At 63.9% G+C, this 19145-nt stretch carries 21 protein-coding genes; 16 read left to right on the forward strand and 5 right to left on the reverse strand.

Annotated elements, in window-relative coordinates:
• The first annotated feature begins 47 nt into the window (after window positions 1-47).
• The gene (locus tag ACOOHP_RS05565; RefSeq protein ID WP_420465464.1) at window positions 48-845 is read left to right on the forward strand and encodes a class I SAM-dependent methyltransferase; all 798 of its coding nucleotides are present in this window, start codon (window positions 48-50) and stop codon (window positions 843-845) included.
• 22 nt (window positions 846-867) lie between these two features.
• Here ACOOHP_RS05565 and ACOOHP_RS05570 read toward each other — a convergent pair whose 3' ends face one another.
• Both ACOOHP_RS05570 and ACOOHP_RS05575 read right to left on the reverse strand, forming a co-directional pair.
• Window positions 868-1839: a PDR/VanB family oxidoreductase gene (locus tag ACOOHP_RS05570; protein WP_420465465.1), complete on the reverse strand. Its 972-nt coding sequence runs from the start codon at window positions 1837-1839 to the stop codon at window positions 868-870.
• 88 nt (window positions 1840-1927) lie between these two features.
• Window positions 1928-3022 (reverse strand): Rieske 2Fe-2S domain-containing protein, encoded by a 1095-nt coding sequence (locus ACOOHP_RS05575; RefSeq protein WP_420465466.1) that lies wholly within the window; start codon window positions 3020-3022, stop codon window positions 1928-1930.
• Window positions 3023-3280: 258 nt separating this feature from the next.
• On the opposite strand from ACOOHP_RS05575, the gene ACOOHP_RS05580 reads away from it, so the two are divergent.
• From ACOOHP_RS05580 to ACOOHP_RS05595, 4 genes are read left to right on the forward strand one after another with little or no spacing between them, the layout of a single operon-like run.
• On the forward strand, window positions 3281-3742 hold the full coding sequence (locus ACOOHP_RS05580) for a MaoC family dehydratase (protein ID WP_420465467.1): 462 nt from the start codon (window positions 3281-3283) through the stop codon (window positions 3740-3742).
• 58 nt (window positions 3743-3800) lie between these two features.
• Window positions 3801-5468: a PHA/PHB synthase family protein gene (locus ACOOHP_RS05585; RefSeq protein WP_420465468.1), complete on the forward strand. Its 1668-nt coding sequence runs from the start codon at window positions 3801-3803 to the stop codon at window positions 5466-5468.
• A gap of 22 nt (window positions 5469-5490) precedes the next feature.
• Window positions 5491-6402 (forward strand): poly(3-hydroxyalkanoate) depolymerase, encoded by a 912-nt coding sequence (gene phaZ, locus ACOOHP_RS05590; protein WP_420465469.1) that lies wholly within the window; start codon window positions 5491-5493, stop codon window positions 6400-6402.
• A gap of 35 nt (window positions 6403-6437) precedes the next feature.
• The gene (locus tag ACOOHP_RS05595; protein WP_420465470.1) at window positions 6438-7583 is read left to right on the forward strand and encodes an alpha/beta fold hydrolase; all 1146 of its coding nucleotides are present in this window, start codon (window positions 6438-6440) and stop codon (window positions 7581-7583) included.
• 6 nt (window positions 7584-7589) lie between these two features.
• Here ACOOHP_RS05595 and ACOOHP_RS05600 read toward each other — a convergent pair whose 3' ends face one another.
• A complete protein-coding gene (locus ACOOHP_RS05600) occupies window positions 7590-8552 on the reverse strand; it encodes a LysR family transcriptional regulator (protein WP_420465471.1) in 963 nt (320 codons plus the stop codon).
• A 153-nt stretch (window positions 8553-8705) separates the two neighbouring features.
• On the opposite strand from ACOOHP_RS05600, the gene ACOOHP_RS05605 reads away from it, so the two are divergent.
• The 11 genes from ACOOHP_RS05605 (at window position 8706) to ACOOHP_RS05655 (ending at window position 18041) form a co-directional block, all read left to right on the forward strand.
• Window positions 8706-9071, forward strand: a complete 366-nt coding sequence (locus tag ACOOHP_RS05605; protein ID WP_420465472.1) for a 2Fe-2S iron-sulfur cluster-binding protein — start codon at window positions 8706-8708, stop codon at window positions 9069-9071.
• A complete protein-coding gene (locus ACOOHP_RS05610) occupies window positions 9068-9499 on the forward strand; it encodes a GlcG/HbpS family heme-binding protein (protein WP_420465473.1) in 432 nt (143 codons plus the stop codon). Before ACOOHP_RS05605 ends, ACOOHP_RS05610 begins: the two co-directional genes overlap by 4 nt.
• 15 nt (window positions 9500-9514) lie before the next feature.
• Window positions 9515-10975: a 2-hydroxymuconic semialdehyde dehydrogenase gene (locus ACOOHP_RS05615; protein ID WP_420465474.1), complete on the forward strand. Its 1461-nt coding sequence runs from the start codon at window positions 9515-9517 to the stop codon at window positions 10973-10975.
• Window positions 10976-11105: 130 nt separating this feature from the next.
• Window positions 11106-11951 (forward strand): 2-oxopent-4-enoate hydratase, encoded by an 846-nt coding sequence (dmpE, locus tag ACOOHP_RS05620; protein ID WP_420465475.1) that lies wholly within the window; start codon window positions 11106-11108, stop codon window positions 11949-11951.
• A gap of 2 nt (window positions 11952-11953) precedes the next feature.
• Window positions 11954-12739, forward strand: coding sequence for a 2-oxo-3-hexenedioate decarboxylase (gene dmpH, locus ACOOHP_RS05625; protein ID WP_420465476.1), 786 nt, complete (start codon window positions 11954-11956; stop codon window positions 12737-12739).
• 33 nt (window positions 12740-12772) lie between these two features.
• Window positions 12773-13849 (forward strand): Rieske 2Fe-2S domain-containing protein, encoded by a 1077-nt coding sequence (locus ACOOHP_RS05630; protein WP_420465477.1) that lies wholly within the window; start codon window positions 12773-12775, stop codon window positions 13847-13849.
• 20 nt (window positions 13850-13869) lie between these two features.
• On the forward strand, window positions 13870-14130 hold the full coding sequence (locus ACOOHP_RS05635) for a 2-hydroxymuconate tautomerase (RefSeq protein ID WP_420465478.1): 261 nt from the start codon (window positions 13870-13872) through the stop codon (window positions 14128-14130).
• Window positions 14130-15050: an acetaldehyde dehydrogenase (acetylating) gene (locus tag ACOOHP_RS05640; protein ID WP_420465479.1), complete on the forward strand. Its 921-nt coding sequence runs from the start codon at window positions 14130-14132 to the stop codon at window positions 15048-15050. Before ACOOHP_RS05635 ends, ACOOHP_RS05640 begins: the two co-directional genes overlap by 1 nt.
• 72 nt (window positions 15051-15122) lie before the next feature.
• On the forward strand, window positions 15123-16199 hold the full coding sequence (dmpG, locus tag ACOOHP_RS05645; RefSeq protein WP_420465480.1) for a 4-hydroxy-2-oxovalerate aldolase: 1077 nt from the start codon (window positions 15123-15125) through the stop codon (window positions 16197-16199).
• Between the two features lie 41 nt (window positions 16200-16240).
• Entirely contained in the window at window positions 16241-17170 is a 930-nt protein-coding gene (locus tag ACOOHP_RS05650) for a catechol 2,3-dioxygenase (protein WP_420465481.1), read from the forward strand.
• 118 nt (window positions 17171-17288) lie between these two features.
• Window positions 17289-18041 carry an SDR family NAD(P)-dependent oxidoreductase gene (locus ACOOHP_RS05655; RefSeq protein WP_420465482.1) on the forward strand — a complete coding sequence of 251 codons (753 nt, stop codon included), beginning with the start codon at window positions 17289-17291 and terminating at the stop codon, window positions 18039-18041.
• A gap of 25 nt (window positions 18042-18066) precedes the next feature.
• Here ACOOHP_RS05655 and ACOOHP_RS05660 read toward each other — a convergent pair whose 3' ends face one another.
• Together ACOOHP_RS05660 and ACOOHP_RS05665 are read right to left on the reverse strand one after the other, a co-directional pair.
• Window positions 18067-18465: a hypothetical protein gene (locus ACOOHP_RS05660; RefSeq protein ID WP_420465483.1), complete on the reverse strand. Its 399-nt coding sequence runs from the start codon at window positions 18463-18465 to the stop codon at window positions 18067-18069.
• Window positions 18462-19088, reverse strand: a complete 627-nt coding sequence (locus ACOOHP_RS05665; protein ID WP_420465484.1) for an acyl-homoserine-lactone synthase — start codon at window positions 19086-19088, stop codon at window positions 18462-18464. Before ACOOHP_RS05665 ends, ACOOHP_RS05660 begins: the two co-directional genes overlap by 4 nt.
• Window positions 19089-19145: the final 57 nt, after the last annotated feature.

Here is a 19145-nt window from a genome sequence, read left to right on the forward strand (position 1 = left end):
ACGGCCATGGGTATATCATCGGTTATCAATATTGGATTGCAAAAGCGATGACTGCCGACCCGTTTGCCGCGATGAAAGCTGCGCAGCGTGAATCCTGGGGCCTGTTTTCGCTGTTGGCGGTTTTCACCACGCCTGCGGCCGCGCACCTGGTGCGTTATGCCGGCGTACAGCCCGGGCAGCACGTGCTGGATCTGGCCTGCGGCACTGGCGTGGTGGCGCTGACGGCGCACGCGGTCGGCGCCCGGGTACGGGGCCTGGATCTGTCACCGGCGTTGCTGGAGGAGGCCAGCCGCAATGCTGCCATCGCCGATGCCGGTATCGAGTTCACCGAGGGCGACGCCGAGAATCTTCCCTACCCGGATGCCAGCTTTGATGTCGTGCTCAGCCAGTTCGGCCACATGTTCGCGCCGCGCCCGCAGATGGTGGTGGCCGAGATGCTGCGTGTGCTCAAGCCGGGCGGGCGCATTGCGTTCTCCACCTGGTCGCCGGAGCTGGTGATCGGCCGTCTGTTCGATCTGGTGGCCACGCACGTTCCGGCGCCGCCTGGAGCGGCTGCGCCCACCGCCTGGGGGCGACCGGAGGTGGTGCGGGAACGGTTGGGTGAGGCTGTGCGCGAACTGGAATTCAGCAGCGGCGACATGGTCAACCCTGCGCTGAGTCCGCGCCATTTTCGCGCCAAGATGGAACTCACGGCTGCACCGTTCATCAAGGCGGTGCAGGTGCTGTCCGATCAACCAGAACGGCTCGCGCGCTTTCGCTCAGAGATCGAAACCATCGTCACCGGATACTTTGCCGACAACTGCGTGCGGCAGACGTTTCTGATGACGCGCGCCTTGAAGCGTTGAAGGCGTCGCGCGCAGGCCCGGGCTAGAGCTCCAGCTCCAGCACTTCCGACTGCGCGCGTGACACGCAGATCATCATCTCGCGGTTGGACGCACGTTCGGCTGCGGTGAGCACGCTGTCGCGGTGATCGGGAATTCCGGAGATCACACCCGTGCGGCAGGTGGCACACAGACCTTCACGGCAGGAGTAGGGCACGCCGAGGTCGTGATCTTCCAGCACGTCGAGAATGCTTCGGCCGGGCGGCACCTCGTAGGTGGCTCCGGAACTGGCCAGTTTGATCGTGAAGGGCCTGTCGCCGGCGGTATCGACGGCGGCGGCAGTGAACCATTCGAAATGCACGCGATCCTGCGGGTGTGTGGCAGTGGCCGCTTCGACCGCTCGCATCAGCGGCTCCGGGCCGCAGGTGTAGATGTGCGCGGTTGGCGCGGTACCCGCCAGGACGGCTGCCGCGTCGAAGTAGCGGCCGTCCTGCTCGTCGTCGAAATGAAAGTGCAGCCGCGGGTCGTCGCGTTCTGGCGCCAGCGAACGCAGCTCCTCGTAGAACGCGGTGCGCTGACGATTGCGTGCGCAGTAGTACAGCCGCCAGTTGCGATGGCGCGATTCGCAGGCGCGGATCATCGACATGATGGGGGTGATACCAATGCCGCCGGCGATGAAGACGTATTCGTCGGCCTGCAGTTCCAACGGGAAGTTGTTGCGCGGCGTGCTGGTCGCCAGGGTGGAGCCGACGCGCAGGTTTTGGTGCACGTAGCGAGAACCTCCACGACTGTCCCGGGCCAGACCCACGCCCACGCAATAGCGGTCGCGCTCCACCGAATCGTTGCAGAGAGAATAGTGACGGATCAGGTTGCCCGGCAGGTACAGCTCCAGGTGAGCACCGGGAGTGAACGGCGGCAGCGCGGCGCCGTCGGACGCGCGCAGTTCAAGGACCATGACGTCGCGCGCCTCGCAGTGCAGGTCGGCAACCTTGAGTTGCAGGCGATCGGAGGTAGCCATCGAGGAGTCGGTAATCAAAGCGGTGGTGGGCGGCTGACCCGCCGTGATCGGCGGACCGCGGCGGGTTGCATGGTGGCGACAAGAAATCTCAGGCCGGCTCCCCGGTTTGTTCAGCCTGCCTGGCTTCTTCCTTGAGCGTCTTGTCGAGCAGCCACAGCATTTTTCCGGGGCCGGCGTCGTGGATGATGTCGACCATCGGATGGTTGGGCTTTTCCTTCCAGCGCTCGTGTTGGGCTTCGAGCACGTGGCGATCCTCGGCGAAGGCGTTGTCCAGGTTGTCGCGCAACAGCTCCGACAGGCCCGGAAATTCGCAGGTCTTGGATGAACCCCAGGAGTAGTAGTCCACCGAGTCCTCGTCGCAGGGCGTGACCGCCTGGCTGGTCCAGGTGTCGGCGATCATCTGGCCGCTGGGGGTACCGTCCAGCTTGCCGTCGGCCACATAGGCGCTGAAATGCAGTACCCAGGTGCAGGGCAGCGTATGCATGATGTCGAACTCGAGATCGAACAGCATGCCCGGCGGGAACAGGTGCGAAAGGAAAGTGTTGATCGGCACGCTGCGCACGTAGTACTGCGTGCGCATGGCGTTTTTGTGCATGGTGAACTTGGGCTTGATGTGGGTGTAGCGCTCGCGGGTGATCGCATCCGGTGCGCCCAGGGTGTCGCGATGAATCCAGGCCAGGTGCGTGAGGTCGGCCAGATTGGCGATCTCCAGCCGGTAATTCGCTTGCACGTGCATCTGCGAGGTCTTGACGTTCCAGTCGGGATCGCTGGGACCGACCGCGTGCGGAATCAGCGCCTCGTCGGCGCGGGCCGGATCGCCCATCCACACCCACACCCAGTTGTCCTTCTCCACCACCGGGAACGCGCGCACGCAGGCGCGATCAGGAATGGTCTCCTGACCCGGGATCTCGTTGCACTTGCCGTCCGGACCGAAGCGCAGGCCGTGATACATGCAGCGGATACTGTCGCCCTCCTTCTGACCCAGCGATAGCGCGGCCTGTCGATGCACGCAGCGATCCTCCAGGGCCACGAGCTGTCCGCTCGGCCGGCGGTACAGCACCACGCGCTCGCCGGCGATCTTGCGCGCCACCAGAGCGCCCTTGGACTGGGTCAGGGAATTGCGCTGGCTCTGGGTGAACAGGTAGTCCCAGCCCGCGTTGTACCAGGCGTTTTTCACGAACATCGTCATCCTCCATGGGTTCCGCCTGTGCCGGCGGATCTTGCCTATCGAAGCGACCATCTTGTGGTCCGGTCGGGAAGTTAAGCGGTTCTGCCGACGTTTTCACCCTCCAATGGGGAGGGCGCCTGCACGATCCGGGGACTATCATGGCGGCACTAAAGTCCGAAATGCGCTTCCGGCGGTGCCCGACAGGTACGCGACAAAAGCACCGGCGGTGGCTCGTTCGCCGGGGAGGGACAACCACAAGAGGAGAGAATCACCTTGAGCATTGCACTGACCACGGCCAATCTGGCCGAGTACATCGGCCAGGAGATCGGTGTCACCGACTGGATCGCGATCGAGCAGGCACGCATCGGCACCTTTGCGGAGTGCACCGAGGATCGCCAGTGGATCCACATCGATGTCGAGCGCGCCAAGCGCGAAAGCCCTTTCGGCGCGCCGGTGGCACACGGCATGTTGACGCTGTCGTTGCTGCCGTACTGGACGTTCCAGCTTCCGGCCGTGCCGGCCGATGCCGGCGCGGTGCTCAATTACGGGTTTGACAAGGTGCGTTTCGTGGCGCCGGTCAAGTCCGGTTCGCGTGTGCGCTCGCGCATCAAGTTGCTGACGGCTACGCCCAAGGACAAGGGTCGCGTGCTGATCGCGCTGGAGCACACGGTGGAGATCGAGAACGAGCCCAAACCGGCGCTGATGGCCGAGCTGTTGCTGATGCTGCTGCCCTGAGTGTTGCGAGCGCGGCCCCGACCGGCCAACGACGTAGCAAAGCCGAGGAGAGAGCGAAATGGCAAAGACCAAGAAGGCGGGTAGCCGCAGGCGCGCGGTGCCGACCCCGCCACCGACCCGTTCCGAGCTGTTGCGCCTGTCGCTGGTGATTCTGAACCGCCTGCGCCAGCAGCCGGGCCTGCCGATCCGGCATATCGCGGCATTCGCACGGGAGTTCCTGCACATCGTGCGTGGCAAATCGGAAGTGGCGGCGGCAGCGGGCGACCGGCGTTTCGCCGATCCGGCCTGGACCGAGAAACGCTGGAGCAACGCGCTGGTCAAGGTCTATCTTGCTGCAAGCCAGGAGGCCTATGCCCTGGTGCAGGAGCTGGAACTGCAAGGTCGCGACGCCTACGCCGCGCGTTTTCTGTCGATGATGCTGGTGGAGGCACTGGCGCCCAGTAACAACCCTTTCACCAACCCGGTGGTGATGAAGTCGGTGCGCGAGACCCGCGGACGCAGCCTGATGCGCGGGCTGCAGCATTTCCTGTCCGACCAGCTCGACAATGCCGGGCTGATCTCGATGGTGGATCGCAGCGCGTTTGAAGTCGGTCGCAACGTGGCGGCCACACCGGGCGACGTGGTGTTCCGCAACGAGGTGCTGGAGCTGTTGCAATACCGACCGCAGACCGAACAGGTCTATTCGATCCCGCTGATGGTGGTGCCACCACAGATCAACAAGTTCTACGTGCTGGACCTGTCGCCGCAGAATAGCTTCGTCAACTACGCGGTGCAGCAGGGTATGCAGGTGTTCATGGTGAGTTGGCGCAACCCCGGTCCGGAGATGCGGCATTTGTCCATGGAGCATTACGTGCGGGCGCTGGAAGAAGCGCACGAGGCGATCATGCAGATCACCGGCAGCCCCAAGGTGAGCTGGAAAGGCCTGTGCGCCGGCGGCCTCACCTCGGCCATCGCGCTGGGCCGCTATGCCCACCTCAAGCGTCTGGACACGGTCAACACGCTCACGCTCAACGTCACCCTGCTCGACGTCGCCGGCATGGAGAAGACCAATATCGGCTACTTCATTACGCCCAAGGCGCTCAAGGAGAGCTGCAAGCGTTCCGAGAAGGAAGGCGTCTTGTACGGCCACGAGATGGCCAAGATGTTCGCCTGGCTGCGTCCCAACGATCTGGTGTGGAACTACTGGGTCAATAATTACCTGATGGGCAAAAAGCCAGCGGCGTTTGACGTGTTGTACTGGAACAGCGACAGCACGCGCCTGCCGGCCACGCTGCACAAGGATTTCTGCGACATGGTGTTGAACAACGAACTCGGCAAGGGCGAACCCTATGCGCTGTCCGATGCCACGGTCGAGCTGAGCAAGGTCGACGTAGACAGCTTCGTGGTCGCCGGTCGTACCGATCACATCACGCCCTGGGATGCCTGCTACAAGTCGGTGCATCTGTTGGGCGGGGACTCGCAGTTCGTGCTGGTCAACAGCGGTCACATCCAGACCCTGGTATGCCCGCCGGGCAAGGGCAAGGCCAGCTACCAGACCGCGGAGCACCTGCCGGAGGATCCGCATGACTGGCTGGAACAGTCGACGCCCACCACCGGCAGTTGGTGGGAACTGTGGGTCAAATGGATCTCGCCGCGCTCCGGCAAGCGCAAGCCCGCCCCCGTCGCGGCGGGCAGTCAGAAGTACCCGCCGCTGGGCGCTGCGCCCGGCACCTACGTGCGCGAATGAGCGTAGCGGTCCACAATTGACGATGAACGCCCCCCAGAACATCACGCCCGCGCGCGAACTCAAGCTGCACCAGATTCGTGTGGGCCGTATGAGCCTGAGAGTCGCGCGCTGGCCCGGGCCCAAGACGCGCACGCCGATCCTGTTGTTCAACGGCATCGGCGGCAATTTCGAGTTGCTCGATCCATTCGTGCAGGCGCTGGGCGACGTCGAGGTGATCAGTTTCGACATGCCGGGCATCGGCGGCTCCAGCGCACCGCCATATCCCTATCGCATGTCCACCATCGCGCGGCTGGCGGTGCACGTGCTCAAGAAGATGGGCCACGAGCGCGCCGATGCGCTGGGTATTTCCTGGGGTGGCGCAGCGGCACAGCAGTTTGCGCACTCCGCACCCAGTCGCTGCAGGCGCCTGGTGCTGTGCGCCACCATGGCGGGTTCGCCGATCGCCTGGCCGGCATCGCCGGGCGTGTTGTGGAAGCTGCTCAGCCCTACGCGCTATCTCAAGCCCGGCTACATGGAGCAACACGCGGGCCGCTTGTACGGCGGACGGTTTCGCTGGGACAAGCAGCTGGCGCGCGACTACGCCTCGCGCATCAAGAAACCCAGCCGCGCCGGCTATCTGCTGCAGCTCAATGCGATCACCGGCTGGACCAGCGCGCTATGGCTGTGGCGGCTGCGTCAGCCGACCCTGATATTGGCGGGCAGCGACGATCCCATCTGTCCGCCGCTCAACGGCCACATCCTGGCCAAGCTGATTCCCAACTCGAGGCTGGAAGTCCTCGACGAAGGGCATCTGTTCGTCGTCGCCCAGCCGCATATCGCCGCGGCGCGAGTGCGCGCATTTCTGGACGGCGAGCACGTAGGCGCCTCACCGCAGGCAACGCAAAAGCCCTGGTCTGCGGCCATGCACGCGGACGGGCCGGGCGCCACATCTTGAACAACAAAAAAATAGAACGAAGGTCTACCCATTCAATGAAGAATTCCCCAGTTGTGGTTGAACGCTCCGGTTTCGAAAAAGCCCTGCTTGCGGTGCCCGCCTACTGGCCCGTGGAGTTCGTGCGTCAGGTCAGTCGCCGCCGTGGGGCGCTGTTCGGCGATTGGCTCAGCTACGTTCGCCAGGCCACCGCGATCACTTTTCCGGAGCCGCCGGACTGGGTCACCCCCAACACCGTGGCGTTCGAATCGCGCACGATGTGGCTGCGCGACTTTTCCGATGCCGACGCGCCGGTAGATGCGGTTCCGGTCGTCATCGATGCGCCCTACGCCGGACATCCCTCCACGGTCGCCGACTACGCGGACGGCCAGAGCCTGGTGCAGACCCTGAAGGCCGCGGGCTGCAAGCGCCTGTATGTGACCGACTGGAAAAGCGCCACGCACGATATGCGCAATTTCGGGATCGACACCTACCTGGCCGATCTCAAGGACGCCGTCGATACGGTCGGCGGGCACGCGCACCTAGTAGGCCTGTGCCAGGGTGGCTGGCTGTCGGCGATGCTGGCGGCGCGGTTTCCCGGCAGCGTGAAGTCCCTGGTTCTGGCCGGCGCACCCATCGATACTCACGCCGGCAATGGCCCCATCACCAAGATAGCGCAGCGAACGCCGTTCAGCTACTACCGCTCGCTGGTGGCGATGGGCGGCGGGCGCATGCGCGGCAAATTCATGCTGGCGGCGTGGAAGAACATGCACCCGGACGAGCACTACTGGGGCAAGTACATCGACCTGTTCGACAACATCACCAACGCGCAGTATGTCGAGCGCGCCCGCCACTTTGCGCGCTGGTACGAGCACACCGTGGACCTGCCGGGGCGCATGTATCTGGAGGCGGTCAAGCACCTGTTCAAACGCAACCGCCTGGCGAGGGGCGAGTTCATCGCGCTGGACCAACGCATCAGCCTCAAGGACATCACGGTGCCGGTGTATCTGCTGGCCGGTGCCGACGACGACATCACCACGTCCGAGCAGGTATTCAACGCCGCGCAGTTGCTGGGAACGCCGAGCGAACTTATCCGGCAGGAACTGGCGCCCGGAGGACACATCGGCCTGTTCATGGGCGCCAAGACGCTGAAGAACCAGTGGGCGCGCATCGGCGAGTGGCTGCAGACGCATGCCGCTGCGTAGACCGGCCTATGCGATCGAAGGGTCGGATTCCGCCGCCCTTGGCTTCGTCGGCCGTGCTTTGGCCGACAGGCTGCCGCGCATGTCGCGAGCGGTCTTGAGAAACGCCTGCAGCAGCGCCGATTCGTCGTCCTTGCGATGGATCATGCACAGGTCGAAGGTGGCCCGGTCCTCGCTGCGCAGCGGCACGTAGACCACGCCGGGCAGACGCAGATTGCAGGCCGAGTCCGTCACCAGGCTGATACCGAAGCCGCTGGAGACCAGAGCCACCGCCGTGACGACGTCGTCGACTTCGTGGATGACGTGCGGCGACACGCCCTTGCGGTGGAACAGGCGCAGCATCTGCTCGATGAAACTGGGGCGCGGCGTACGCGGGTACAGAATCAGTTCCTGAGTACCGATCTGAGCCAGGCCCAGCTGCGGATGCTGCGCCAGCGGATGCGCGTGATGCAGAGCGACGTTGAGGCGCTCGGTCTGGATCACCTCCCAGCTCAGGTCCGGTTCGTGGTCGAAGAAGCGGTTGAAGCCTACGGTCAGCCGGCGTTCGCGCAGGGCGCGGATCTGTCCCGTACGATCCAGGTTGTGCAGCACCACCTCCACTCGCGGAAAGCGATCGCGGAAAGCCTGGATGATGCGGGGAATCGTGTCGAACACCGCCGAGCCGAATACCCCGACGTCGAGCCGACCCAGCTGCCCGTGACCGGCCAGTCGCGCGCGATTGGCGGCCTGCTCGATCAGCAGCAGGATATTGCGAGCCTCCTCGAAGAACAGCAGGCCGGCGCTCGTCGGTTCCACGCCGCGGGGTCGGCGCACCAGCAGCGGAACGCCCAGGACTTCTTCCAGTTGCTGAATCTGACGCGTCAGCGGCGGCTGCGACACGTGCAGACGCAGCGCAGCGGCGCGGAAACTGCCCTGCTCGACCACCGCCACGAAGTAGCGCAGGTGTCGCAGTTCGACCGCAGAAAGGTTCATGGTTTGAGGCTAACGATACCGGCGCGGTATCGCAAAGGGATGGTAAAGGTATTGGACCCTGGCTGCGCGACGCCCTACCTTAGGCTCAGAAAATTGCCATTGCGCGTGCCCTGGTTCCGACCGGGGCCGCGACCGCAGCAGAGGAGCCGTTGCATGCCGTTTCAGGTCACCGTTGCCGGGACCGGACTGAGGTTTGCGTGCCGTGACGATCAGCCGGTGCTGTCCTCGGTCAGTGATGGGGGCAGCCGCTGTGTGCCGGCAGGCTGCCGCGGCGGCGGTTGCGGTATCTGCCGGGTGGAGGTGCTCGAAGGCGACTTCGAATGCGGCCGCATGAGCGACGCGCAGATCTCCGCCGAGGATCAGGCGCAGGGCGTGGTGCTGGCCTGCCAACTTTATCCTCGAAGCGACCTGCGCGTCCGCGCGCTGGGCCGCAAGGACTGCGGCAAGTCCGACCCTACGGCCGAGCTGATCCGCCGCCTGCTGCGCGGACAGCCAGATCTGATGGAGCACATGGCGTGAACGACCAGACTGTTGCAGTTTCTCAATCGGTGATCCACCACGACGCTGCACTGCGCGTGGTGCAGGCGGCGCTGGCCAAGGCGGAGTCGCTTGGCATTTCGGTTTGCGTGGCGGTCGTCGACAGCAGTGGACGGCTAGCGGGCTTCGCGCGCATGCCCAAGGCCTTCCTGATTTCCAGCGACCTTGCCATCAAGAAAGCACATGCAGCGGCTGCCGTGGGCATTGCGCCGGAGGTGGTCGAAGAGGTGCTCGGTCAGGAAGCGCCACGCGTGCGTGAAGGCCTGCTGCTGACCGGGTTCACCTTGATCCGCGGCGGACTGCCTTTGCGTGCGGGCGAAGATCTGATCGGGGCGGTCGGGGTGTCCGGTGGGCCCGAATCGCTGGACGTGGAATGTGCGCAGGCTGGCGTCGCGGCGTTGCGAGCCTAAACAAGGGAATTTTCCATGGAGCCGCAACAGTTCAAGCATTTCATCGGCGGCGAGTTCGTCGGTAGTAGCAAGACCTTCGAGAAGCGCCGGCCGAGCGACAACCTGCTCATGGGCTATATCCATGAGGGTGGGCAGGCGGAGGTCGATGCGGCGGTCGTCGCGGCTCGCGCCGCAATGAAGGGCCCCTGGGGCAAAATGACCGTCGATCAGCGCGTGGAGCTGCTCTACAAGGTGGCCGACGAGATCACGCGCCGTTTCCCTGATTTCGTGCAGGCCGAGATGAACGACACGGGTCAGCCGAAGACGATGATGGAGCACGCCTTCATTCCGCGCGGCGCCGCCAACTTCAAGATCTTCGCCGACGTGGTCAAGAACGTGCCCACCGAAAGCTTCATGACGCCGACGCCGGACGGCGCGGGCGCGCTGAACTACGCGATCCGCAAGCCCAAGGGCGTCATCGGCGTGGTCTGTCCCTGGAACGCGCCGCTGCTGCTGATGACGTGGAAGGTCGGTCCGGCGCTGGCCTGCGGCAATACGGTGGTGGTCAAGCCCTCGGAAGAAACGCCGGGTACGGCGACCCTGCTGGGCGAGGTGATGAACGCGGTCGGCGTGCCCAAGGGCGTCTACAACGTGGTGCACGGCTTCGGGCCGAACAGCGCGGGCGCGTTTTTGACCCAACACAAGGACGTGGCCGCGATCACCTTCACCGGCGAGACGCGCACCGGCGCGGCGATCATGAAGGCCGCGTCCGACGGCATCCGCGACTTGAGCTTCGAACTGGGCGGCAAGAATGCCGGCATCGTGTTCGCGGACTGCGACTTCGATGCGGCGATCGAGGGTATCGGTCGCGCTGCGTTCCTGAACTGCGGCCAAGTCTGCCTGGGGACCGAGCGCGTCTACGTGGAGCGGCCGATCTTCGACAGGTTCGTCGCGGCGATGAAGGCCAAGGCCGAGTCGCTCAAGCCCGGCGATCCTTCGGACAAGACCACCGGCCTCGGCCCGCTGATCTCGGACGAGCATCGCCGCAAGGTACTGGGCTACTACGACAAGGCCAAAGCCGAGGGTGCGACGATTGTCACCGGCGGCGGCGTGCCGCAGATGCAAGGCGAGCTGGCGAACGGCTTCTGGGTGCAGCCGACGATCTGGACCGGCCTGCCGGAAACCGCGAGCGTGGTGCGCGAGGAAATCTTCGGGCCCTGCTGTCATATCGCGCCGTTCGACAGCGAAGACGAGGTGATCTCTTACGCCAACGCCACCGAGTACGGCCTGTCAACCACGATCTGGACCACCAATCTCGCGCGCGCGCATCGTGTCGCTGCGCAAGTCGAGGTCGGCATCACCTGGATCAACAGCTGGTTCCTGCGTGATCTGCGCACACCTTTCGGCGGCAGCAAGCAGAGCGGCATCGGCCGCGAGGGCGGAGTACATTCGCTGGAGTTCTACACCGAGTTGCGCAACATCTGCGTGAAACTTTGAAATCAAAAACATTCAACGCGAAGGCGCAAAGGACAAAGATGAAGAAAATGACGCAAAGTGACTGTTGCAATTCAAATTCGTTGCGTCCTTACTTTTCCCTTTGCGCCAGTGCGTTGAGGATTTCCGTCTTATGACACCCGACCAAATCAACCACTACGGCGACGAGTTGTACAACGCGCTGATCACCCGCACCACGGTGCCGCCGCTGCTCGGCCGCGCCGAGGGCATCACGATCGAGGACGCCTACCGCATCCAGGAGCGCATGGTCTCGCACCGCCTCAAGGCCGGCGAGAAGATCGTCGGCAAGAAGATCGGTGTTACGTCCAAGGTCGTGCAGGAGATGATCGGCGTTAAGCAGCCGGATTTCGGCCAGCTCACCTCCGGCATGCACTACGAGGAAGGCGTGGACCTGCCGATAGGCGGATTGATTCAGCCCAAGGCCGAGGCGGAGGTCGCATTCGTATTGAAGCGCGATCTGAAAGGGCCGGGTATCACCGCGACAGACGTGATCCGCGCCACCGATTACGTCGTGCCCTGCTTCGAGATCGTGGATTCCCGCATCACGGACTGGAAGATCAAGATCCAGGACACGGTTGCGGACAACGCCTCCTGCGGCGTGTACATGCTCGGCAAGGCCAAGAAGAAACCCACTGAGCTGGACCTCAATCTCGCCGGCATGGTGCTGGAGATCAACGGCGAGTTGTTCAGCACCGCGGCCGGCGCGGCGGTGCAGGGCGGCCCGGTGAACGCGGTTGTGTGGCTGGCCAACACGCTCGGTGCGCTCGGCATTCCCTTTCTCGCCGGTGAGGTCATCCTGTCCGGTTCACAATCGATGCTGATTCCGGCCAAGGCTGGCGATACGTTCAAGTGTACGGTCGGCGGGCTGGGGTCATGCACCGTGCGCTTCGGTGCCGACCTTGGGCGGCCCGTGGCCGCCGCCGAGACGGCGGGCGCGGCCCGCTCTACGGGAGCTTGAACATGAGCCTCGACGCCAAGACCATCAGCGTGCTCGCCGACCGCGTGCAGCACGCGCAGGACAATGTCCACACCATCACCAAGCTGACCGACGAGCATCCCTCGATGAGCATCGAGGACGGCTATGCGGTGCAGGAAGAACTGCTGCGGCGCTGGACCGCGCGCGGCGATCGCCTGGTCGGTCGCAAGGCGGGCCTGACCTCCAAGGCCAAGATGATTCAGATGGGCGTGGACGTACCGAGCTTCGGGATGTTGCTGGCCTCCTACGCGCGACCAGAAAATGGCGCCATCGAGATGGATCAGCTTTTGCACCCGAAGATCGAAGCCGAGATCGCGTTCGTGACGAAGGACGAGCTGCAGGGCGACGTCACGATCGAGCAGGTGATGGCCGCAACCGACTATGTGATTCCGGCGGTGGAAGTCATCGATTCGCGCTACGAGAACTTCAAGTTCGATCTGCCCAGCGTCATCGCCGACAACAGCAGTTCCGCACGCTACGTCACCGGCGGTCGGCCGCGCAATCCGCGTGAGGTAGACCTGCGCACGATCGGCGTGGCGATCGAGAAGAACGGCGAGATCCAGGCGCTCGGTGCGAGTGCCGCGGTGCTGAACCATCCGGCCAAGGCCATCGCGATGCTGGTCAAGCATCTCGCGGATCGCGGCCAGAGTCTGCCAGCGGGCGCATTCGTAATGACTGGCGGCATCACCGAGGCGATCCCGGTGTCTCGCGGCGATAACGTCGTGGCACGCTTCCAGGATATGGGCAGCGTGTCGTTCCGGTTCGCGTGATCGCACACAGGTCCTCAATGGCGAGGGGGCGGCATGAAAGCTCTGCACAACATCTGGTACGTCGCAGCAATGTCGACCGAGGTCGATGCCAGCGCGCTGTTCCATCGCAAGATTCTCGACACCTCGGTGCTGATCTACCGAAAGCAGGACGGCACGCCGGTAGCAATGCACGACCGCTGCCCACACCGTTTCGCGCCACTGCATCTGGGCAAGCGCGTCGGCGACGAGGTGTCCTGCCTGTACCACGCCCTTCGATTCGACTGCTCGGGCCGCTGTACGCACAACCCGCACGGCGCTGGCGCCACGCCGCCGAACGCCCGGGTACGGGTGTTTCCGTTACTCGAACGGCACGGTTTCATCTGGATCTGGATGGGCGAGGCCCCGGCCGATCCCACGAAGCTGCCGGACTTCGGCCCGCTCGATGACGGCCATCCGAACGCGTTTGCCGCGACCTACATGCACATGAAGGCGAACTACGAGTTGATCGTCGACAATGTGATGGACCTGAGTCACATCGATCACGTGCACGGCGAGATCATTACCACGCGCGGTCAGTTGTCGCCGCTGACCCCCAGGCTGACCGAGACGCCCACCACGATCACCTCGCGTTCGGAATGGACGCAGCAGCCGCCGTTGATGATCTTCTCGCCGTTCATGGCCGACCCGCAGGCATCGGCGCGGCATTACTTCGAGATCACCTGGACGGCGCCAGCCAACATCCAGCTATCGGTCGGCGCAGTGCAGGACGACAGCAAGAATCTCGACCTGGTCGACTGCATCGGCCAGTACGACCTGCATACCTGCACGCCGGAAACTGCCGACACCACGCATTACTTTTTCGCGACGCGACGCAACCACCTGGTCGACGATGGCGAGTTCAACAAGGCCAAGATCCAGGCCATGCACACCGCCTTCGAGACCGAAGACGGCCCGGTCATCGAAGCGGTACACGCCGAGATGGGCACCGACGACTTCTTCGGCCTGCATCCGGTATTGATCTGCAACGACGCAGGCCCGATCAAGGTCCGGCGGCTGCTGCGCAAGATGATCGACGCAGAAGCGCAAACACCAGCCGCTAACCTTCGGGTCCGCGCCGTCGGGAGCCACTGACTCTGCCTCGGGAGGGGTCCATGCCCATCATCCAGTTCAACATGCTCGAAGGTCGTAGCGTCGAGATGAAGCGCGAACTCGCGCAGAAAGTCACCGACACCGTGGTTGAGGTGCTCGGCGTCAAGCGTGAGACCGTGCGCATCCTCATCCACGAGATGGCGATGCATGATTTCTCGGTCGGTGGCGTCACCGCCGCCGACCGCCTGGCCGCGAACGGCGTCGCGGCGGGTGCGATTCCCAAGGATTACAGTGCCGCCGTGCTGTCGAATGGAGTGAAGTGATGGGCAACAAGATCAAGTGCGCGATCATCGGTCCGGGCAACATCGGCACCGACCTGATCTACAAGCTGAAGCGCAGCCCGGTGCTGGAACCCGCGTGGATGGTGGGCATCGACCCGAAATCCGACGGTCTGGTTCGTGCTCGCGAGATGGGTGTGAAGACCACCGACCAGGGTGTGGACGGGCTGTTGCCACATGTCGAGAAGGACGGTATCCAGATCGCATTCGATGCGACCAGCGCCTACGTCCACAAGTCCAACTCCGAGAAGCTCAACGCGCTCGGCGTGCTGATGGTGGACCTCACGCCCGCGGCCATCGGCGGTCTGTGCATACCTCCGGTGAACCTCAAGCAGCACGCCGAGGCGCAGGCCATGAACGTGAACATGATCTCCTGCGCGGGTCAGGCGACAATCCCGATTGTCTACGGTGTGTCGCGCATCCAGGGTGTGAAGTACGCCGAGATCATCGCGAGCACCGCGAGCAAGTCCATCGGCCCGGGTACGCGCGCGAATCTGGACGAGTTCACCTACACGACTTCGGGTGCGATCGAGAAGATCGGTGGCGCATCGAGGGGCAAGGCGCTGATCGTGGTCAATCCGGCCGAGCCGCCGATGATCATGCGCAACACGATCTATTGCCTGACTGAGGACGCACCGGACGAGGCGCGCATCCGCGAGTCCATCCTCAACATGATCTCGGAAGTTCAGAAGTACGTGCCGGGTTATCGCCTCGTGAACGGACCGGTGTTCGAGGGCAACAAGGTCGGCGTGTGGATGGAGGTGGAAGGTCTGGGCGACTACCTGCCGAAGTATGCCGGTAACCTCGACATCATGACTGCGGCCGCTTGTCGCACGGCCGAGATGTTCGCCACGGAAATCATTGCCGGCCGCTACACGCTTCGCCCGGTCAAGCAGGCTGCATAAATTGGATGTAGGGCGGCCCGTGGCCGCCATGGTGCCGGCGGCCACGGGCCGCCCTACAACGAGGAACTGACAATGAACTTGATCAACCGCAACGGCCGCAAGGTCCTGATTCACGAAATGGCGCTGCGCGACGGCATGCATGCCAAGCGCGAGCAGATTTCCACCGAGCAGATGGTGAAGGTCGCCACCGCCTTGGACGAGGCCGGCGTGCCCATCATCCAGGTCACCCACGGCGCGGGCCTGGGCGGCAACAGCTTGCAGCACGGCTTTGCGCTGCACAGCAACGAGGAATACTGGGACGCGGTGATCCCGAAGATGAAGCAGGCCATTGTCTCCGCCCTGCTGATTCCGGGCCTGGGCACCATGAAAGACCTGCAGAGCGCTTTTGACCACGGTGTGCGCAGCGTGCACGTCGCCACGCACTGCACCGAGGCCGACACCAGCCCGCAGCACATCGCCTACGCGCGCAAGCTCGGCATGGACACCACAGGCTTCCTGATGATGGCCCACCTCAACGATCCCAAGAGCCTGGCCGAACAGGGCAAGCTCATGGAGTCCTACGGCGCGCAGACCGTGTATGTCGTCGATTCTGCCGGCTACATGCTGCCGGCCGACGTGACTGCGCGGATCAAGGCCTTGCGCGATGCGCTCAAGCCCGAGACCGAGCTGGGCTTCCACGGTCACCACAACTTGGGCATGGGCATCGCGAACTCGCTTGCGGCTATCGAGCAGGGCGCGACGCGCATCGATGCCTCGGTCGGCGGTCTGGGTGCCGGTGCCGGCAACACGCCTACGGAAGTGTTCGTCGCCGTGGCGGACCGCATGGGCATCGCCACCGGCTGCGATCTGTTCAAGCTCATGGACATGACGCAGGACATCATCTTTCCGATGATGGATCACATCGTGAGAGTCGACCGCGCCTCGCTGACCTTGGGCTACGCGGGTGTGTACTCGACGTTCTTGCTGCACGCCGAGCGCCTCGGCAAGAAGTACGGCATCCCGTCGCGCGACATCCTGGTCGAGTTGGGTAGGAAGAAGATGATCGGCGGCCAGGAAGACATGATCGAGGACACCGCACTGACCCTGGCCAAGGAACGCGGACTGCTCCCTTCCGAAACTGCAAAAATCACCCCACTGCGCGCCGCTTAGTCCGGCGCTGGATCGTCAACCCATACAAGGAGAGAGAGAACATGGCACTTCGAGGCTTGCTTAGAGTTGGCGAGGTATGCATCCGCGTCATGGACATGAAAAAGGCGCGGCGGCACTACGACGAGATCATGGGTCTTCATGAAGTCATGGAAAAGGACGGGAAGGTCTATTTCAAATGCTGGGATGAGCACGACCATCACAGCATCATCCTGAGCCCGTCTGATCGCGCGGGCATGGACTACTTCGCGTTCAAGGTCAGCTCGGACGACGTGCTCACGGATCTGGCGCCCAAGATCGAGAAATTCGGCCTCAAGGTGAAGCACATCGAGGCAGGGGTGTATCCCAAGAGCGGTCGCCGTCTGGAGTTCGTGCTGCCGACTGGACACACCATGCAGCTCTACGCGGAGAAGGAGCAAATCGGCAACACCATGCCCACCCTCAACCCGGGAGTGACGCCGGATGACGGCGTCGTGCGCGGCTGCCACATCAACCGGGTCGACCACATCCTCCTCGGCGGGCAGTACATCCAGGAAAGCGCGCGCCTGTTCATGGAAGTGTTCGACTTCGATCTGTCCGAGCGCTTCGTCGATCACGAATCGCAGACGCCGCTGGCGATGTTCCTGACCTGCACGACCAAGCCGCACGACATCGCCTTTGTCCTGCAGCCGGAGCAGAACAAATACCACCACACCTCTTTCTGGCTGGAGTCCGCGCACGAAGTCGTGAAAGCGGCGGATCGCATCGGCAAGTACCGCGTGCCCGTCGACGTGGGTCCGAACCGCCATGGCATCACGCGCGGCGCGACGATCTACTTCTTCGACCCTTCCGGCAATCGCTGCGAGGTTTTCGCGGAAGGCTATGTCCACTACCCGGACACGCCCACCCTGACCTGGGATACGACCGATGGGGGGCACGCCACGTTCTCGCAGGACAACGTCATGCGAGAGAGCTTTCTCAGCGTGCTGACCTGAACCAGCCCCGACGCGCGGGCACCGTGCCGGCGCCGTGGCACCGGAAGCCATTGCTCCCTTGACCCGGAGCGATGGCTATTTCGATGGGCGTGCAGCGCGCCCTCGGAGGGAATAGCGGATGAGGCAGAAGGGAATCGCCGTCGTCGTCGGCGCCACCGGTGCGATGGGGCAGGTGATCGTGGCCCGACTCGCGGCCGCGGGGCTCAAGGTCGTTGCCGTCGCACGCTCGACGGCATCCGTCGGCTTGCTGGTAGAGCGCACCCCCGGGGCGGTCGCCTGCGCCGCGGACATCTCTTCAGACGCGGCGATTGACGCGATTCGCTCGATGCTCGACGCCCCGGTACGGATGGTCGTCCACGGCCCCGGGGTTGCGACGGCTGGCGGCGTGTTGAGCGCACCGACGAGTGCGGTCATCGATGCCGTCAACATCAAGGTTGGAGGGATGATGCGTCTGGTGCGGGCAGTGGACGAGCGTCTGCAGCGCGGTTCGCGCCTGATCGCAATCGGAGGTCACTACGGTTTCGAGCCGACGGCCTATGCCGCCACCGCCGGGGTCGCCAATGCCGCCCTGTCCAATCTCATGCGGCAGATGTCCTGGGCCTATGGCGAGCGCGGCATCACCGCACATCTGATCGCGCCTGGCCCTGCCGACACCGAGCGACTGCGTCGCGTTGCCCAGGCACGCGCCGAGCGCGACGGCATCGACGCCGATTCGGTGCTGGACGAAATGAAGCGCGAGTCCGCTATCGGCGCGTTCACCACCGTAGAGCAGATTGCCTGGGCAGTGGAAACCCTGCTGGCGCCTGAAGCCGACGCGTTGGCCGGCGGCACCCTGTTCATGGACGCTGGCCGCCGCCGCGGATTACCGTGAGCCTGAAGACGACGTGCGCCGCCGATCAGGCGGCGTATTCGAACAGCACCGCGTCCGCATCGATGCGCACGCTCAACTGGTCGCTGCGCTCCATCACCGCGGAGAGTTTTGACACCGTCATGCCGAGCCCTGGCTGGCCGACCTGCGGCATGCTGTTGATGCGCGCGCGGCATTCGGCCTCGCTCCAGTGGGCGTCGAGCACCCGCACAACGGCAACGCGACATCGCGGGTTCTCTGCGCGGTAACGCAGCGCGTCGCGCACCACTTCAGCACTGGCTTCGTCGCCGTAGTCCATTGCCAGTAGCTCGCAAAAGTCATCCTCGCTGATGCGAGTGGAGCGCGACACGCGCCGGCCTTTGCCGACCAACGCCTCGGCGTGATCGCAACGTTCGCCAAGATGGGCGTCCAGCACCAAGACTTTCATGCGGCCTCCTGAAGGTAAACGGTCGCGCCGAGCTGGTGGTCGGCCAGCGTGATGGCATGAGCATCGATGCCGATCTCGTTCACAACGCAATTGACCCTGCCGATCATCCGCGGAGCGCCCCAGCGTTGCAGTCGGTAACCGAGCTTGCGGGCCATGCGTTCGACGCCCAGAGAGGTGACCCAGACGAAACTGCTGATACCTTGCTGCGTCGCGAAGTGAATGGTGTGGGCTACTAGATCGCGCGTGAGCGCGCCGAAGGAGCCCGCGCCGGAGTCCGCATAGGGGGTATTGACCACGGCGAATCGGGAGACCTCCCATACACGCGGCAGGCAGGGCGCCGGTCTGCCCTGCAACAACATGGGGAACGTGTCCTTGAGCATATAAGGCACGGAGGTGGGGCGCAGTCTCCACGCTGCGTCCACCGAGGCGGTTTGGTCGTCGACGCCAACGATGTAGATGCTCTGATCGTCGTCGAATTCATCTTTTTCACGGCCTTCCTCGACTTTCACCTCCCAGTTGAGACGCTCGTGGAAGACCTGAAAGCGAAGGCGGAACATCCGGTCGATGATCTCGACAGGCAGGGCGTCCGGCCCGGCAAGGGTGCCGGCATGAAAGCTGTGCATAAGAACCTCCGTGGTATGGCTCAAGCAAACCACGGTGCGAGGTCTTTGCCAGCTGTC

Source organism: Panacagrimonas sp. (genome assembly GCF_965216805.1).
Taxonomy (GTDB): domain Bacteria; phylum Pseudomonadota; class Gammaproteobacteria; order Nevskiales; family Nevskiaceae; genus Panacagrimonas.

Excerpts from the sequence above, each read along its gene's own strand:
- ACOOHP_RS05630 (WP_420465477.1), top strand. The coding sequence starts at position 12,773 with ATGAAAGCTCTGCACAACATCTGGTACGTCGCAGCAATGTCGACCGAG.
- ACOOHP_RS05665 (WP_420465484.1), bottom strand. The coding sequence starts at position 19,088 with ATGCACAGCTTTCATGCCGGCACCCTTGCCGGGCCGGACGCCCTGCCT.
- ACOOHP_RS05565 (WP_420465464.1), top strand. The coding sequence starts at position 48 with ATGACTGCCGACCCGTTTGCCGCGATGAAAGCTGCGCAGCGTGAATCC.
- dmpE (WP_420465475.1), top strand. The coding sequence starts at position 11,106 with ATGACACCCGACCAAATCAACCACTACGGCGACGAGTTGTACAACGCG.
- ACOOHP_RS05650 (WP_420465481.1), top strand. The coding sequence starts at position 16,241 with ATGGCACTTCGAGGCTTGCTTAGAGTTGGCGAGGTATGCATCCGCGTC.
- ACOOHP_RS05600 (WP_420465471.1), bottom strand. The coding sequence starts at position 8,552 with ATGAACCTTTCTGCGGTCGAACTGCGACACCTGCGCTACTTCGTGGCG.
- ACOOHP_RS05635 (WP_420465478.1), top strand. The coding sequence starts at position 13,870 with ATGCCCATCATCCAGTTCAACATGCTCGAAGGTCGTAGCGTCGAGATG.
- ACOOHP_RS05660 (WP_420465483.1), bottom strand. The coding sequence starts at position 18,465 with ATGAAAGTCTTGGTGCTGGACGCCCATCTTGGCGAACGTTGCGATCAC.
- ACOOHP_RS05640 (WP_420465479.1), top strand. The coding sequence starts at position 14,130 with ATGGGCAACAAGATCAAGTGCGCGATCATCGGTCCGGGCAACATCGGC.
- ACOOHP_RS05595 (WP_420465470.1), top strand. The coding sequence starts at position 6,438 with ATGAAGAATTCCCCAGTTGTGGTTGAACGCTCCGGTTTCGAAAAAGCC.
- dmpG (WP_420465480.1), top strand. The coding sequence starts at position 15,123 with ATGAACTTGATCAACCGCAACGGCCGCAAGGTCCTGATTCACGAAATG.
- ACOOHP_RS05570 (WP_420465465.1), bottom strand. The coding sequence starts at position 1,839 with ATGGCTACCTCCGATCGCCTGCAACTCAAGGTTGCCGACCTGCACTGC.
- ACOOHP_RS05575 (WP_420465466.1), bottom strand. The coding sequence starts at position 3,022 with ATGTTCGTGAAAAACGCCTGGTACAACGCGGGCTGGGACTACCTGTTC.
- ACOOHP_RS05655 (WP_420465482.1), top strand. The coding sequence starts at position 17,289 with ATGAGGCAGAAGGGAATCGCCGTCGTCGTCGGCGCCACCGGTGCGATG.
- ACOOHP_RS05615 (WP_420465474.1), top strand. The coding sequence starts at position 9,515 with ATGGAGCCGCAACAGTTCAAGCATTTCATCGGCGGCGAGTTCGTCGGT.
- ACOOHP_RS05585 (WP_420465468.1), top strand. The coding sequence starts at position 3,801 with ATGGCAAAGACCAAGAAGGCGGGTAGCCGCAGGCGCGCGGTGCCGACC.
- dmpH (WP_420465476.1), top strand. The coding sequence starts at position 11,954 with ATGAGCCTCGACGCCAAGACCATCAGCGTGCTCGCCGACCGCGTGCAG.
- phaZ (WP_420465469.1), top strand. The coding sequence starts at position 5,491 with ATGAACGCCCCCCAGAACATCACGCCCGCGCGCGAACTCAAGCTGCAC.
- ACOOHP_RS05605 (WP_420465472.1), top strand. The coding sequence starts at position 8,706 with ATGCCGTTTCAGGTCACCGTTGCCGGGACCGGACTGAGGTTTGCGTGC.